The following is a 14,856-nucleotide window of genomic DNA, read 5'->3' on the forward strand; positions in this document are numbered from 1 at the left end:
CCCGAAACGATGTTCGCGGGCCATCCGCCGTCCTTGCCGCGTCATCGCGCCCGGCTGAGGCTGTATACCGAGGCCGGCGGCAGGTTGAGCGGGACAAACCGCACCCGCCGGGCGTGCAGGCCGCAGTCTTCCAGCACACGCGAAGAAATGGGGCACCGCACGCCATACGTGAAGAAATGCATGGCGCCGTCCGGATGCATCGCCTCGAATACCGCGGTGAGCAGCTTGCGATGGTGCACGTGGCTCATGTTGCGCAGCGGCAGGCCGCAGATGGCCGCGCCGATGCCGTGCAGTTCCGGATGGCTGTCCCGCGACAGGTCCTGCGCGGACACCTGCAGGACGGCTGCCTCGGGAAACTGGGTGCGCAGGCTGGAGCTCATTTCGGAGTCCTGCTCGACCAGGACCAGACTGGACGGCGCGATGCCCTTGCGCAGCATTTCACGGGTGAACACGCCAGTGCCGCAGCCCAGTTCAAGGACTTTACCGCCCTGGGGCTGGATCGTTTCGGTGATGGCCGCCGCAAGCGCCGCGCCCGAAGGGGCCACCGCCCCCACGGCCGCGGGATTGGATAGCAGCGCCTTGACGAACTGCCTGCGTTCTTGCAGCCAGCTCATGGCCGGGCCGGTTGAGGTTCTGTGCCGGGCAAGGGACTTGGTGGGCGGCAAGGAAAGCATCGATGCGTGAATCTCCGGGGTCGACATTGTCAGGGAGACCTTACCTGCGCAGGGAGGGCCGGATCGGCAACGGTGCGTAAGCACCCATATCAATTGGAGAGCGCCGCGAGGGGCTGCGCCATTTTGCGACAGGCGCGAGTGGGCGCCTATCGGCCAAAAGAATCCCCCGCCGGATCCAGGCCGGCGGGGGATCGGGTCAGGCGCGCGGGCCTGACACGAGGTCAGACGCCGACGACCGACACCGCCTTGGTGACGAGATAGGCTTCCAGCGCCTCAGGGCCGCCTTCGGAGCCGTAGCCCGAATCCTTCACTCCGCCGAACGGCAGTTCGGCCGACGGCGTGGCGGGCTGGTTGATCCACACCATGCCCACTTCGAGGCGGCGCGACAGCTCGTGCACCGACTTGAACGAGCGGGTGAAGGCGTAGGCGGCCAGGCCGTAGGGCAGGCGGTTGGCTTCGCGGATGGCTTCATCCAGCGTCTCGAAGCTGCGGATCGCCGCGATGGGACCAAACGGCTCTTCGTTGAAAATATCGGCCTCGAGCGGCACGTCGGTGAGAATCGTGGGCGCGAAGAAATTGCCCGCGGTGCCCACGCGCTTGCCGCCGGTGGCGATCCGTGCGCCCTTCTCGCTGGCGTTCTTGACGATCTTGTCCATGGCCGCCAGGCGGCGGTCGTTGGCCAGCGGGCCGAGCGTCGTGCCTTCGGTCAGGCCATCGCCCAGCTTGAGCTTTTCGGCTTGGGCGACGAACGCCTGCTCGAACGCCGCCTTGACGTTCTTGTGCACCAGGAAGCGCGTCGGCGAAATGCAGACCTGGCCGGCGTTGCGGAATTTCGCGCCGCCCGAGGCCTTGACGGCGAGTTCCACGTCGGCATCTTCGGCCACGATCACCGGGGCGTGGCCGCCCAGTTCCATGGTGAGGCGCTTCATGTGGCGGCCCGCCAGCGCGGCCAGCTCCTTGCCGACCGGCGTGGAGCCCGTGAAGGTGACTTTGCGGATCACCGGATGCGGGATCAGGTAGCTGGAGATCTCGGCCGGCGAACCGAACACCAGGCCCAGCACGCCCTTCGGGATACCCGCGTCGACAAAGCAATTGAGCAGCGCCGCCGGCGAGGCCGGAGTTTCCTCGGGCGCCTTCACCAGGAAGGAGCAGCCGGTGGCCAGGGCCGCGCCCAGCTTGCGCACGATCTGGTTGACCGGGAAGTTCCAGGGCGTGAACGCGGCGACGGGGCCGACGGGCTCCTTGATGACCAGTTGCTGGGCCGCCGGGTTGCGCGCCGGCACGATGCGGCCGTAGACGCGCAGCGCCTCATTGGCGAACCAGTCGATGATGTCGGCGCCGGCCAGGACTTCGCCGCGCGCTTCGACCAGCGGCTTGCCCTGTTCCTGCGTGAGCAGGCGCGCCACGTCGTCCGCGCGCTCGCGCAGGAGGACCGCTGCCTTGCGCATGATGGCGCAACGCTCATGGGCGGACGTGTCGCGCCACGTCTCGAAGCCGCGCTGCGCAGCCGCCAGCGCAAGGTCGAGGTCCTCGCGGCCGGCGCTGGCCACCTGGCCGATCTTCTGGCCGGTGGCGGGGTTGACGACGTCGATGCGCGCGCCGCCGCGGGCCTCGCGCCATTCGTTGTCGATCAGGAGAAGAGTATCTGGGTAACCGTTCATGAATGCTCCGTGGTTGAAATGCGGCCGTCACGTGTCAGTCGATTCGGGCAAGCGCGGCGGAATCCGCCCGACGCCTGCCGGTATCGTAAGTGTTTGAGGGGGAGACGGGAAGTGCCGGGCGTCCGGACCGTCCACATGGCGGCGACCGGCCGGGCACGCCACTTGCTGAAGGGGTTGCGCCTTTGGTCACCTAACCCTGATTACGGAGGACCCCCATGAGCTCGCCGGAACCCGTTTTTGCCCCGACCCAGGTCGGAAATATGATGGTGTCTTTGGGAACCCCTCGCCCGGCCGGCGCCGCACCGATCGCGCCCTGCCCGAGTGCGGCCAACGAGGAGATCCCGCCGTCGCCGCGCCATCCCGGCGAGGCGGAGCCGTCGGCCCGCGTCCCCCTGAGCGCCTGGCTGTCGCTGGCGTTCTGGGCGCTCGGCACCGCGCTGCTGTTCAGCCTGGGCGTGGCGTACCGCCTGGTCGCATGAGCGGCCAGGCCACCCGGGCGACCGCCCTGCGCGTCGCCCGTCCCCGCTAGCCCTCCTTCTTGCGCCGCCCCCACACGGACTCCTGCCGATAGGCGTTGGCCTGGCATAGCGTCCGATAGAACATGGCGCCGGCGCCAATCAAATTGCCCAGTTCCTTTTCCGACAGTTTGGGGGCGACCTCCTCCAGGTATCCGGCGTACATCGACAGCACCCGGTCCCATTCGTCCAGCCGGGGCGCGGGCGCGGAAATCGAAATCATCAGGGCCAACAGCTCATCGCGCTGCATGATTGCCTCCTTTGCATAGGGGCGGCCCGGCCTTCACGACCCTTTGGTCATGTGCGTCAAGACACGCCGCCCGTCCGCCCGGCGATGCAGGAAGGCCATGCCGATGTGCCCGACGATCAGCGCCAGCAGGGTCCAGCCCAGGAGCCCGTGCCAGGCATTGGCAAGCTCGACCAGGGGTTCGATCTCCTGGTCGCGCGGGCTGAAAACCGGGATGCCGAACGGGGAATATCCCCGGCCGCGCGCATACGCACGCAGTATCCCGAGCGTGGGAATGGCGATCATCAGCAGGTACAGGACGAGGTGCCCCAGGCCCGCCAGCAGGCCGCTGTCCGGCCGTCGCCCAAGGTTGACCAGCGCCCAGACCCCGCGCAGCAGCACAAGGATCAGCAGCAGGAATCCCAGCGAGGTGTGGGTGGACCAGAAGAACGCCTCGATCGGCGTTTCGGGCAGGAGCTGCCGCACCGCCGCGCTGGTGAACTGCCAGGCCAGCAGCGCGGCCATCAGCCAATGCAGGCTTCGGCTGACAACGCCGTAGCCGTCCGGGCGGTCCATGACGCCCGAGGGAGAGACAGGGGGTGGCATAGGAAGCCTCCTTGCGGCGTGGGTGCTGCAAAAGGGTAATCATGCTTGGCGCATTTTGCCTACGGCCCCTCGGCCGGATGCAACGAATTGAAATAGCGGCCTGCGCGGCGGCCGTCGCCCCAGGCGCGCGCGTCATGGTTTGAACTCCATCGCGGCCATGGCGCGGCCCAGCGACTGCGGGGCGTAGTCGGCCCAGGGCGCGTTGCCCACGTCCAGCCGGCCGTGAATGTCGCGGATGGTCCAGTGCGCCCCGCCGGTCAGCTTGTCCAGTTCTTCCCAGGCCACCGGCACGGAGACGCCCAGCCCGGGGCGGGCCCGCGCCGACCAGGCGCAGACGGTCGTCGCGCCGAAGCCGTTGCGCAGGTAGTCGGCGAATATCTTGCCCACCCGGTTCTTCGGCCCGCTCTTGGCCACGAACAACTGCGGCAGCGTGCGCGCCAGATGCTGCACGATGGCCTGGGAAAACGCCTTGACCGTGTCCCACCCGTATTGCCTGCGCAGCGGCACCACCACGTGCAGCCCCTTGCCCCCGCTGGTCTTGAGCCAGGCCTGCAGGCCGATTTCCCGCAGCAGCACGCGCACCAGGCCGGCGGCCTGCTGCATCGCCGGCCACGCCACGCCCTCGCCTGGGTCCAGGTCGAACAGCATGCGGTCGGGCTTGCCGATGGCGTTCTTGACGGCGTTCCAGGTATGGAATTCGATGACATTCATCTGGACGGCCGACAGAATGGCTTCCTGCGTCGGAACTTCCAGCAAGGGCGGATGATCCGGATCCAGCCGCGCTGGCAGCGCCTTCACGCCCGGCATGGCGGCTTCCAGGTGCTTCTGGAAAAAGAACTCCCCCTCGATGCCGGCCGGCGCGCGCAGGAACGACACCGGACGGCCTTTCAGGTGCTCCAGCATCAGCGGCGCGATCAGCCCGTAGTAACGGGCCAGATCCAGTTTCGTGAGCTGGGTGGACGGGTCGATGACGCGATCCGGGTGCGTAAGCTTGCCGCCCTTGGAACGCCCCGTTTTTGCAGCGGGCGATGACTTTCTGGCGGACTGGCCGATGGCGGCGGCGTCCTCGATGTCCTTGACCGGCACGGCCTTCTCCCTGGAAATAGCCCGCACCGGCTTGTCCTGGCGCAGGCCCCGGAACACCGCATGGCGGATATGGCCGCCATGGGTCCAGTCGCCAAAGGACACTTCCGCGAGCAGCGTCGGCTTGACCCAGCGCACGCCGCCCGCGGCGGGCGCGCCCGAGACAGGCTTGCGTTCGGTTTCGATGGCCGCCAGGCGCTTTTGCAGGGCAACGAGGCTCTGGTCATCGAATCCTGTCCCGACCTTGCCGGCATAGCGCAGGCTGCCGTCGGACTCCGTGACGGCAAGCAACAATGCCCCCAGCCCGGCCCGGCTGCCCTTGGGCGCGGTATAGCCGACGATGACGAACTCCTGGCGCCGCGCGCACTTGACCTTGACCCAGGTGTCGCTGCGACGCGAAACGTAGGGCGAGGACCGGCGCTTGGCCATGATGCCTTCCAGTCCCATCTTGCACGCCGTCGCCACCAGATCCGCGGGCGCGGCGTCCAGCGGTTCGCTCAAGCGCAGGCAGTCGTCCCGGGCGGTGTCCATCAGTTGCCGCAGCAGCGCGCGCCGCACGTCCAGCGGCTCCTGGCGCAGGTCCCGGCAGCCGATGAAGGGCAGATCGAAGGCATAGAAAACAATGTCCTGCGTGCGCTGGCCATCGAAGGCGTTCTGCAGCGACTGGAAATTCGGCATTCCATCGCGGTCCAGCATCACGATTTCGCCGTCCACCCAGGCCCACTTCGCGGGCAGCGCCTTGAACGCCAGGACCAGATGCGGCAACTTTGCGCTCCAATCGTGGCCGTTGCGGGTATATAGGCGCACGTCGTCGCCCTCTATCCGCACGAGGAGCCGGTAGCCGTCGAACTTCATCTCGTACAGCCAGTCCGGGGCGTGCCGCGGCACGCCGTCCACGAGCGTGGCAAGGTGGGGCTTGAGCCGCTCGGGCAGCGCCGAGGCCACGCCCGGCAGCCGGCCGGCGGCGCCCTCGGTACCCTCCTCGGCGGCCTCGGCGGCCTCAGCGGCCCCGGCCGCTTCGCCGTGCGCGCCGTGCCGCGCCTGCCGCAGCGGCACGACGCTGTCGGGCATTTCATCCACCACGCTGAACTCGCGCTCGGGCCGCGCCCAATCGTCACGGTCCTTGATCAACAGCCAGGGCGGCTGCTTCTCGGATTCCTTGCCCTTGAGCCGGATGAGGGCCCACCGCCCCTGCAGCTTGACGCCCTGCAGGTCGAACTTCAGGTGACCGTCGCGATAGCCTTTGCGCGGATCCCCGACCGGCATCCACTGGCCCTCGTCCCAGATGATGACCTTGCCCGCCCCGTACTGGCCTTCGGGAATCTGCCCTTCGAACTGGTTGTAGGCGATCGGATGGTCCTCGACCTGGACGGCCATGCGCTTGACGGCCGGGTCGTAGCACGGCCCCTTGGGCACGGCCCAGCTCTTCATCGCGCCGTCCAGTTCCAGGCGGAAGTCGTAGTGCAGCCGGCTTGCCCAGTGTTTCTGGACGACGAAGGCGCGTGCCTGCGCATTCTCTTCGCCCCCGCCGGCGGGCTCCGAGGTCACGTTGAAGTTGCGCTTTTCGCGGTACTTCTTCAGGGGGTCGGCCATGGTCACGCCGCCTTGCGGGTTTTGCTCGCTGCCTTGCCTGCTGTCTTGCCTGCTGTCTTGCCTGCGGTCTTGCTGGCGCTTTTGCTCGCCGTCTTGCCGGCGGCCCGGGCCGTCGTCTTTTTGGCGGGCGCTCTGGCGGCCTTCTTCGCGGCGCTGGCGGGCGCCTTGCCGCCCTTGCCGCCCTTCAGGCTGCGCTGCAGCAATTCGGTGAGGTCGATGACGTTGTCAGCGTAGGCAGGCGATTCCTCCTGCGGCTCGATGACGGTCTCGGTCTTGCCGGCGCGTGCCTTCTTTTCCACCAGATCCATCACCGCGGCCTTGAATTCGTCCTTGTATTGCGACGGATCCCATTCGCCGGACATATCGTCCACCAGCATCTTGGCCATCTTCACCTCGGCGGCGCTGGGCGTCATGTTGCGGGCGCCGGCTTTGGGCAGGTCCAGGCCGTCCAGCGACTTGACCTCGTCGCCCCAACGCATCAGGTTCAGCACCAGCGCGTCGCCCGACGGAATCAGGGCCGCCAGGTGCTGTTTGGTCTGGATGACCACTTTGGCGATCCCGATCTTGCCGGTCTTGGCCAGCGTGTCGCGCAGCAAGGCATACACCTTGTGGCCCTTGTTGATGGGCGCCACGTAATAAGGACGCTCCAGATAGACAAAGGGCACGCCTTGCGCGTCGACAAACTGCTGGATCTCGATGGTCTGGGTGGTCCGGGGATAGGCATCCGCGATTTCATCGGGCGACACGATGACGTACTGGCCGTCCTCGTACTCCACCCCCTTGACGATGTTGTCCTTGTCGATCTCCTTGCCCGTGCGCTTGTTGATGCGCTTGTAACCGACCGGATCCATTGATCGCTTGTCCAGCCAGTCGAAGTCGACGCCGGATTCGGTCGTGGCCGTGTGCAGGCCCACGGGGATGTGGACGAGTCCGAAGGAGATCGCCCCTTTCCAGATGGTACGTGCTGCCATCGCTGTCTCCTGCGGGATGCCCGGCTCAGCCCAGGCGCTTGACCAGGCGGGCGACGCGGGCGATGCCCCCGGTTCCGCTGGCCGCGCGGCCCACCAGCGCGGTGCCTGCGGCCGTGATCACGGTGCGGCGCAAGACCGTGCGGCTGCGCATGCCGGCCAGCATCAGCAGCACGCCCGCGCCAAACACGATGAGATGTTCGCCTGGAAAATCCGGCCGGCGCGCGTCGATATCCTTAAGCTGGCGCAAGAGCGACGGCGCACGGGATTCGGCCTGGGGGGTTGCGGCAACGGGTTCTGTCTGCATGGCGTCTCCTGTCATTTCGCGTATTTGAATTCGGGCAGCGCCTTGAGCGTGTCCTTGGTCGCATCCGGAAGCTGAAGCTGGTCCGCGGCCACCTGCATCTTCGACAGGGGCACCGTCACAAGATGGTTGCCCACGCCCAGCAGTCCGCCCACCGACAGCACGGCGTACGGGGCCCAGTCCGGCGGGCCCATGATCAGGTCGTCCACGGTGCCAAGCTTGTCCTTCTTACCGTTGTAGACCGTCGCCCCGATGATTTTCGAGGCGCGATAGCCCGCCTCGACTTTGGCGACATCGACACGGACTTCGGTCACGGACTGCGGGGCGCCCTGCGCCCACGCCGGCGACGTGGCGCAGGCCGCGCCCAGCACGGCGGCCACACCCAACATTGCGGTCTTTGCAATCATGGCGAATCTCCTTGGCAAATCAGGAAGTGCGCTTGGCGTCGCCGGGCACGGGATCGTCGGCGGTGGCGTCCGAGGGTTCGAGATCCTCGTCGCTGACCTCGTCACTGACTTCTTCGCCCTGCGCGTTGTCGCTGGCGTCCGACGGCCGGACGGGCGCATGAGCGCCCTTGTGGTCTGCCGGGCGCACCGGCAGATCATCGGGCGTGGAGGTCGCTTCGACGGCGTTGTCTTGGGAAGGTGCCTGCCCAACGGAATTCTTCGGTTCCATTTTTCTCACCTCGGGGTTGGCTGCGGCCAGCGGAACGTGGCCGTCAATCCCCACAGCAAGTGTCGTGCCCGCCACGTGCGCGTCCGGATGCCTTGCCCATGAAAGCGGGGGTTCCGGCACCGTAATTCCATTGGTAACGCGTTCCCAAAAGGGGGCCGATCAGCAATATATTCAAAGTCCAGGGTGGCGCAGGACTGCGCCTTTCATCCGTGACGCGGGATTTCCGGAGAGCGATGATGGCCGACAAGAAAAAGCAGAAAACCCGTCCCGATGCGTCCGAATCCGCCAGCCTGTCCCGAAAAGAGTACGACAAAGAGCTGGCCCTGCTGCATGTCGAACTCGTCAAGCTGCAGCAATGGGTCGTGGCCACGGGCGCCAAGGTATGCGTCGTGTTCGAGGGGCGCGACGGCGCCGGCAAAGGCGGCACGATCAAGGCCCTCACGGAGCGCGTCAGCCCGCGCATCTTCCGGGTGGTGGCGCTGCCCGCCCCCACCGACCGCGAAAAATCCCAGATGTACATGCAGCGCTACCTGCCGCAACTGCCCGCGGCCGGAGAGGTCGTGATCTTCGACCGCAGCTGGTACAACCGGGCGGGCGTCGAGCGGGTCATGGGGTTCTGCACCCAGGCCCAGGTCGACGCCTTCCTGAAGGCCATACCGCTGGTCGAGCGCGTGATGGTCGATTCGGGCATCCTGCTTTTCAAGTACTGGCTGGAAGTCAGCGAAGCCGAACAGACCCGCAGGCTGCAGGCCCGCATCGAGGACGAGCGCAAGACCTGGAAGCTGACCAAGATGGATCTGGATTCCTACAGCCGCTGGTACGACTACTCGCGCGCGCGCGACGACATGTTCAAGGCGTCCGACACCGCGATTGCGCCCTGGTTCGTGGGACGCTCCGACAACAAAAAGCGGGTCCGGCTGAACATCATCAGCCATCTGCTCGAACATATTCCTTACACGGCCGGCCCCAGGGAAAAGATCAAGCTGCCCAAGCGGCAGAAAGCCAAGGGGTATCAGGAGCCCGATCACCCGTACCGGTACGTGCCGGAAAAGTTCTGACCTGTGGAGGAATGGCGATGGCGGCCCTGCTACTCACCCCCGTGGAAGATTCGACTTCCGACGAGGACATCCGGAACTTCCTGATGAAGTATGGATTCCCGTCCCCCGACGGGTTCAAGCGCGTGCCCAGCGAAGGCGCACGCCCCGCGGTCGCGGTCACCTTTGACGGCGCGACGGAACCGGCGCTGCAGGCACTGCTGCCCCGGGTCAACCAGGTGTTCTGGAAGAACCATACCGTCACGGCGCTCGTCATGCGGGCGCCGATCGAGTGAAACAGGCGCCGCCCCCTCCGAGCGGCGCCCTGCTCTGCGGCGTTACCACACGGACGCGGTACGCGGGCGGTAGGCTTCGCGCACGTACTTGGCCAGCTCGGCCTCGACAGAGGACATCACCACGGCCGGCGGGCGCTCCGGATGCAGCAGTTGCTGCGCCGCCGCAAGGGTGCGCAGCGCACGGCGTTCGCCGCTGCTCAGTTGCGAGGGGGTAGCCGAGGTGGACATGTACTTGAACTCTTCCATCATGCTTCTCCATAAGACAAGAAATGACCTTGCATCCTGTCTTCAGCAAGTAGCGTGCCCAAGCCCTGCCCTCGTGTTCCTGAGTTGCCTTTCGTCCGTCAATGACGGTTGGCGGCCATCCAACGCACGATGTCCACCGCCAGGAAAACGGCGAGGCTCACGCCCAGCACGGGCAGGCACCAGCCCAGCGCCAGCGCGACGCCCACGGCAGTCATGCGTCCTGGCCAGGAGAGTTCGCGCCACGCCTGCGTGAGCGTCTGCCCCGGCGCGCCCGGGGCCGGCCGGCGCAGCCACCACATCCGGTAGCCCAGGACGATCATGGCCGTGAGCGCGATGCCGAGGGCCGCCATGAGCAGTTGGTTCGGCCAGCCGAACAGAATGCCCATATGCATGTCGACGCCCCACCGGATCAGCTTGGCGATCAGCGGAAAGGTGTCGAAGTCCGCGCGGCTGGTGATGGCGTAGCTGGCAGGATCCACGGCGATGGTGTCGACCTGCGTGGGCCAGGAGCGGTCCACCTCGCGCACCAGCCAGGCCTGGCCGTCCGCACGCGGCGGCCGGATTTCGAGCTGGCTGCTGTCGATGCCGCCGGCGCGCGCCGCCTGCAGCACGCGGTCAAAGCCCGCGGGCACATTGTTCGCGGCCGGCGCCATGGCGGCAGGGTCATGCTGGCCGCCATGATGATGCGCGTGCTCGCCGCCCGGCGCCATCGCCATGCCGCCGGCCCCCGGCAGCTTGAGCGACACCGATGGCGTGATCCACCCCAGTTGCGCGCGCAATTGGTCCACGCGCCCGCCGGCCCAGTTGGACCAGGTCAATCCGGTGGCGGAGAAAAACATCAGGCCGATTCCCACCCACAGCCCCAGCAGTGCGTGCCAGCGACGGGCGCGCAGCCGCGGGCTGCGCGCGGCCGCCGCCTTGTCGCGGCCGCGCCGGGCAAACCACAGCACCATGCCGCCCACCGTGGCGAACCAGAGCCACGAGGCGGCCAGTTCGCTGTAATTGCGGCCCACGGCGCCCAGCATCAGGTTGCGGTGCAAGTAATCCAGCTTGGTCCGGAACGGCAGCGTGCCGCTGGTGCCGTAGACGGTCATGTCGCCCTTGATCTCCAGCGTGACGGGATCCACGAACAGGGCGCGGCTTTCGGAATCGCCCATGCCGGGTTGCGTGAACATGACGCGCGTCGTCTGGCCGGGCCCGGGTGCGGGGCGCACGGCGAACAGTCGCGGGCCGGGGCCGATGCGGCGCTGCGCGGCCTCGACCTGGTCCGCCAGCGGCCGCGCCGTCCCGGTGGACGTGGTGCGAAGCTGGTCGGCGTAGATGACGCTTTCGAGCTGCGGCGTCAGCACGAACAGCGTGCCGGTCACCGCCGCGACGAGGATGAACGGGCCGACGAACAGGCCGACGTAGAAATGCAGGCGGGTGATGAGGGCGAGCAGCGCGCTGCCGCTCGCCGCCCGCGGCCGCGCGGACGCGGCGGGACTATCCAGGGTTTGCGTGGACATGATGATCTCGAAACAACGGAGGCCGCCCGCGGGGGGCGGCGATCGTGCGCGCGGGGCGCACGGCGACGGCGGTCATCCGGTGATTCGAGGGGGAGCGCGCTGGCCCAGCGGCGGGCCGGCGGCCGGCATGGGCGGGCGCGGGCTGTTGGCCACCCGGGGCGCCTGCACGAACCCGCGCAGCAGCACGGGCGCCAGCGCGACGGCGGTGGGCAGGTCCAGCGCCTGGTGCGCGATGAGTCCGAAGGGACATTCCTGTCCGGCGCCGACGTGCTGGGACGGGTCGTGGTGGCCCGAATGGCCGTGGAGCCCGTCGGCGTGGGCTTCGGCGTGGACTTCGGCGTGCCCGTCAGCCTGCCCGGACGGCGCGGCCAGACCGGCCATGCCGGGAAAGGCCCCGCCGCCCGCCGAACAGAAGCCCAACGCCAGGCGGCCCTGCTTGAGCGCCTGCGCGTCGGGCATATACCCCACGGGCACGAACGCCCGGGCCGCCAGCAGAACCAGCAGCATCAGCCGCGCCAGCGTGGCGGCGCAGTCCAGGCGGAAAGGCGGACAGGAGGGTCGAGCGCGCATGCAATCGTTCCGGGCGCCGGCCGATTCCGGCGCCGAACCGGCATTTTATACATCCCGCCGCGGCGGCCCGCCCTGCGCCGCGCCTCGCCGGCTCCGCAAGCAAGAAAGACAATTGAGAACGATTATTGCTAGAATTCCGGCTGACACGCCCCTTAATTGGGTCCAGATCTACGGGACCAGCTCCCTCCCATCGCTCACCGGACAGCTTTTGAATGGCAAAGCCATCGCGCTCCAAATTATGGTTTCTCGTCCACAGTTGGCTCGCCTTGCCAATCTGGATTTTTCTCTTCTTCATCTGTGCGACCGGAACCATCGCCGTCATCAGCCAGGAAATCGTCTGGCTCATCAATCCTGCCGTGCGCGCGCAGGCGCCCGATGCGGACACCCCGCGCATGGGCTACCAGGCCCTGATGGACGCCATCGCCAAACAGGAGCCCGAGGCCTCGGTGCAGCGCCTGTCCTGGCCCGAGGAATCCCAGTTCGCCCTGTCCGCCAACGTCGGCTATCCCGGCGCGCGCTTCACGTCCATCTACGTCAACCCCTACACCGGCGCCGTGCAAGGCCCTGCCCTGAGCTTCGACCTGCGCCAGTTCATGCGCGCGCTGCACGGCTGGCTGCTGATCCCGTTTACCAATGGCTATAGCTGGGGCTGGTACCTGGTCTCGCTGCTGTCGCTGCCGATGCTGGCCTCGCTGGTCACCGGCCTGGTCGTCTACAAGCGTTTCTGGCGCGCCTATTTCCAGAAGCCGCGCCTGCGCGTCGGCCAGGGCGCGCGGATCTTCTGGGGCGATTTCCACCGCCTGTCGGGCCTGTGGAGCGTCTGGTTCATCCTGCTGATCTCGGTCAGCGCAATCTGGTTCCTGGTGCAGGCAGTCCTGGCCGACACGGCCACGACCATCTCCACGCAGGGCGTGCCCGCCGTCGTGGCGCGCGACGAAGTGCCCACGGTGACCCCGGGCCAGACCGTCAAGCGCCTGCCGCTGGATGAGATCGTCGCGGTCGCCGAGCGCGAACTGCCCGGCCTGGAGACGCAGCACGTGTTCTTCCCGGGCAACGCTTACGACCCGATCACGATTGCCGGCCGCGGCGCCTATCCGCTGATGTTCCAGTACGCCAAGATCAATCCGTACAGCGGCAAGGTCGAAGAGTTGCGCCGCCTGTCTGACCGCAATGGCCTGGAGTTCTTCACCGAATCCATGCGCCCGCTGCACACCGGCGACTTTGGCGGCTTCTGGCTGAAACTGGTGTGGTTCTTCTTTGGCCTGCTGCTGACGATGATGTCGCTCAGCGGCCTGTTGATCTGGACCAAGCGCACCGCGCAGGCCACGGCCAAGGCCCTGCGCCCTGCCCGCGCCGACCGCGCCGCCGCACGCGAGGTGACCGAATGAGCAAGACCGCTACCCTGGCTCCGGCCGCTCCCAAGCCCAGCTTCTGGCGCCGCTGGCGCTTCCACCTGAGCGCGCTGCTGCTCATCGTGCCCATCGTGTACGTCCCGAGCTACTTCGAGAACCTGGCGCTGTCGCGCGGGCTGATGGGCCTGGGCCAGCGGCCTGCGGGCGACGTGCAAGTGGGCCCCTGGAAACTGCAGTTCGCCGAATGGAAGGTCGAACCGCCCAAGTCCGATCCGGCCGGCATGGTCAAGACTTTCACGATGGCCCAGTGCGCCGGCTGCCAGGACCAGATCCGCGCGGTCTACCTGCGCGTGGGCAAGCCGCGCAGCCTGCGCGCCGCCGGTTCGATCTTCTTTGGCAGTCCCCACCGGGCCTTCGCCACCGTGCCGATTCCGCCGCGCACCGCCCCGGACGCCGATCTCTGGATCACGGCGGAAGGCTGGGACGGCTCGGTGCATCAGGCGCCCTGGCCCATTGCCACGGCCTCCCCCGCCACGGTCGAGTGGCTGAAGAAACAAGGAGCATCCCGATGAATGCATTTTTCGCGAAAGCCCTGCGCGCGGGCCTGCTCGGCGCGCTGCTGACGGCCAGCGCCGGCGCCCTGGCGCACAACCCCATGGCCGAATGCAAGGCCGAGGGCAAGGAACAGATCCAGTGCACCGGCGGGTTCTCCGACGGCAGCGGCGCCGCGGGCGTCACCATGGACGTGATCTCCTATGACGAGCAGATCCTCGTGCCGGGCAAGCTGGACGCGGACTCCAAGATGACCTTCAAGCGGCCCGACGGCGAGTTCTACGTGCTGTTCGACGCCGGCCCCGGCCACGTCGTCGAAATCGACCACGTCGACATCCAGTAAGCCCCGGCCCTCCCGCACCATGCACACCCAAGTCATCCGCCCCGCGGGCGCCGGACACGAAACGCTCGCGGTGCTGGGCGCCTGCCTCGCCATCGTTGCGGCCGCCGCCGGCTACATCGGCCTGCGCGAAGCGCCGCCCGAAAGCGCCGCGCTTGCCGCCACGCAGATCGACGCGCGGCGCGACCTGACGCCCGCCGAACAAGGCATCTACGCGGACCTGCGCGTGGCCTACGACGAGATCGCGTTCGCCGTGCAGGCTGGCGAACCCCTGCCTTCGGTGGCCGACCTGGCCGCGCAGGGGCTTCCTCCCTTTGTCGCCGACAACAGCACGGCGGCGCGCGGCGGACATGCCTGGCGCCTGCAGCGCCAGGCCGGCCACGCCATGTACCTGGGCCAGACCGCTGACGCCGCCCTGGCCGGATCGTTCCTGCTGCGCGCGCAAGGCGCGGGCGGCAAGGATGGCCATGACCATGGCCACTACCACGGCAAGGCGGACGATGCCCAGCCCGACGTCTGGCTGGCCCGCGATGCCGCGGCCCGCGTGCCCGACCCCGCCGACGACGCCGCCCTGGCCGCCGCCGGCTGGCGCCAGGTGGTCGCGCAGTTCGACGCCGGCGTGACCCGCCAGAACAAGCCCTGACCGTTTTCCTCGC

19 protein-coding genes are annotated in these 14,856 nt (G+C 67.7%); 7 read left to right on the forward strand and 12 right to left on the reverse strand.

Features of this window, described 5'->3' with window-relative positions:
* Positions 1-41 precede the first annotated feature (41 nt).
* Both BMW75_RS02220 and BMW75_RS02225 read right to left on the reverse strand, forming a co-directional pair.
* Entirely contained in the window at positions 42-614 is a 573-nt protein-coding gene (locus BMW75_RS02220) for a class I SAM-dependent methyltransferase (protein WP_254791917.1), read from the reverse strand.
* A 281-nt stretch (positions 615-895) separates the two neighbouring features.
* Complete coding sequence (locus tag BMW75_RS02225; protein WP_092576111.1) at positions 896-2,335, reverse strand: NAD-dependent succinate-semialdehyde dehydrogenase; 1,440 nt, start codon at positions 2,333-2,335, stop codon at positions 896-898.
* Positions 2,336-2,601: 266 nt separating this feature from the next.
* Between BMW75_RS02225 and BMW75_RS02230 the strand changes: the two genes are divergently transcribed.
* Entirely contained in the window at positions 2,602-2,814 is a 213-nt protein-coding gene (locus BMW75_RS02230) for a hypothetical protein (RefSeq protein ID WP_139208469.1), read from the forward strand.
* A 46-nt stretch (positions 2,815-2,860) separates the two neighbouring features.
* Here BMW75_RS02230 and BMW75_RS02235 read toward each other — a convergent pair whose 3' ends face one another.
* The 7 genes from BMW75_RS02235 to BMW75_RS02265 form a co-directional block, all read right to left on the reverse strand.
* Positions 2,861-3,100, reverse strand: coding sequence for a hypothetical protein (locus BMW75_RS02235; protein WP_092576113.1), 240 nt, complete (start codon positions 3,098-3,100; stop codon positions 2,861-2,863).
* A gap of 33 nt (positions 3,101-3,133) precedes the next feature.
* A complete protein-coding gene (locus tag BMW75_RS02240; RefSeq protein WP_254791918.1) occupies positions 3,134-3,682 on the reverse strand; it encodes a cytochrome b in 549 nt (182 codons plus the stop codon).
* A gap of 132 nt (positions 3,683-3,814) precedes the next feature.
* Positions 3,815-6,358 carry a DNA ligase D gene (ligD, locus tag BMW75_RS02245; protein WP_092576117.1) on the reverse strand — a complete coding sequence of 848 codons (2,544 nt, stop codon included), beginning with the start codon at positions 6,356-6,358 and terminating at the stop codon, positions 3,815-3,817.
* A 2-nt stretch (positions 6,359-6,360) separates the two neighbouring features.
* Positions 6,361-7,329, reverse strand: a complete 969-nt coding sequence (locus BMW75_RS02250) for a non-homologous end joining protein Ku (RefSeq protein ID WP_092576120.1) — start codon at positions 7,327-7,329, stop codon at positions 6,361-6,363.
* A gap of 25 nt (positions 7,330-7,354) precedes the next feature.
* Positions 7,355-7,633: a hypothetical protein gene (locus BMW75_RS02255; protein ID WP_175493066.1), complete on the reverse strand. Its 279-nt coding sequence runs from the start codon at positions 7,631-7,633 to the stop codon at positions 7,355-7,357.
* 11 nt (positions 7,634-7,644) lie between these two features.
* Entirely contained in the window at positions 7,645-8,037 is a 393-nt protein-coding gene (locus BMW75_RS02260) for a PRC-barrel domain-containing protein (protein WP_076520804.1), read from the reverse strand.
* Between the two features lie 19 nt (positions 8,038-8,056).
* Complete coding sequence (locus BMW75_RS02265) at positions 8,057-8,305, reverse strand: hypothetical protein (protein ID WP_092576122.1); 249 nt, start codon at positions 8,303-8,305, stop codon at positions 8,057-8,059.
* Positions 8,306-8,541: 236 nt separating this feature from the next.
* On the opposite strand from BMW75_RS02265, the gene ppk2 reads away from it, so the two are divergent.
* Complete coding sequence (ppk2, locus tag BMW75_RS02270; protein WP_371466531.1) at positions 8,542-9,363, forward strand: polyphosphate kinase 2; 822 nt, start codon at positions 8,542-8,544, stop codon at positions 9,361-9,363.
* Between the two features lie 17 nt (positions 9,364-9,380).
* Positions 9,381-9,635: a hypothetical protein gene (locus BMW75_RS02275; RefSeq protein ID WP_092576127.1), complete on the forward strand. Its 255-nt coding sequence runs from the start codon at positions 9,381-9,383 to the stop codon at positions 9,633-9,635.
* Positions 9,636-9,677: 42 nt separating this feature from the next.
* Here the strand turns inward: BMW75_RS02275 and BMW75_RS02280 are convergent, their stop codons facing one another.
* The 3 genes from BMW75_RS02280 to BMW75_RS02290 all read right to left on the reverse strand — a co-directional run bounded on the left by BMW75_RS02280 (position 9,678) and on the right by BMW75_RS02290 (position 11,956).
* Positions 9,678-9,884, reverse strand: coding sequence for a hypothetical protein (locus BMW75_RS02280; RefSeq protein WP_139208471.1), 207 nt, complete (start codon positions 9,882-9,884; stop codon positions 9,678-9,680).
* A gap of 95 nt (positions 9,885-9,979) precedes the next feature.
* On the reverse strand, positions 9,980-11,386 hold the full coding sequence (locus BMW75_RS02285; RefSeq protein WP_092576131.1) for a PepSY-associated TM helix domain-containing protein: 1,407 nt from the start codon (positions 11,384-11,386) through the stop codon (positions 9,980-9,982).
* A 72-nt stretch (positions 11,387-11,458) separates the two neighbouring features.
* Positions 11,459-11,956 (reverse strand): DUF2946 family protein, encoded by a 498-nt coding sequence (locus BMW75_RS02290; RefSeq protein WP_092576134.1) that lies wholly within the window; start codon positions 11,954-11,956, stop codon positions 11,459-11,461.
* Between the two features lie 212 nt (positions 11,957-12,168).
* On the opposite strand from BMW75_RS02290, the gene BMW75_RS02295 reads away from it, so the two are divergent.
* Genes BMW75_RS02295 through BMW75_RS02310 form a run of 4 tightly spaced genes read left to right on the forward strand, consistent with a single transcriptional unit; the run spans position 12,169 to position 14,843 of the window.
* Complete coding sequence (locus tag BMW75_RS02295) at positions 12,169-13,344, forward strand: PepSY-associated TM helix domain-containing protein (protein WP_092576136.1); 1,176 nt, start codon at positions 12,169-12,171, stop codon at positions 13,342-13,344.
* Entirely contained in the window at positions 13,341-13,880 is a 540-nt protein-coding gene (locus BMW75_RS02300; protein WP_092576139.1) for a thiamine pyrophosphate-binding protein, read from the forward strand. The genes BMW75_RS02295 and BMW75_RS02300 overlap by 4 nt, the downstream gene beginning before the upstream one ends.
* On the forward strand, positions 13,877-14,203 hold the full coding sequence (locus BMW75_RS02305) for a hypothetical protein (protein ID WP_092576142.1): 327 nt from the start codon (positions 13,877-13,879) through the stop codon (positions 14,201-14,203). Before BMW75_RS02300 ends, BMW75_RS02305 begins: the two co-directional genes overlap by 4 nt.
* Before the next feature lie 19 nt (positions 14,204-14,222).
* Positions 14,223-14,843, forward strand: coding sequence for a DUF6162 family protein (locus BMW75_RS02310; RefSeq protein ID WP_092576145.1), 621 nt, complete (start codon positions 14,223-14,225; stop codon positions 14,841-14,843).
* The last annotated feature ends 13 nt before the right edge of the window (positions 14,844-14,856 follow it).

Source organism: Achromobacter sp. NFACC18-2 (assembly GCF_900108985.1).
Lineage (GTDB): Bacteria > Pseudomonadota > Gammaproteobacteria > Burkholderiales > Burkholderiaceae_B > Achromobacter.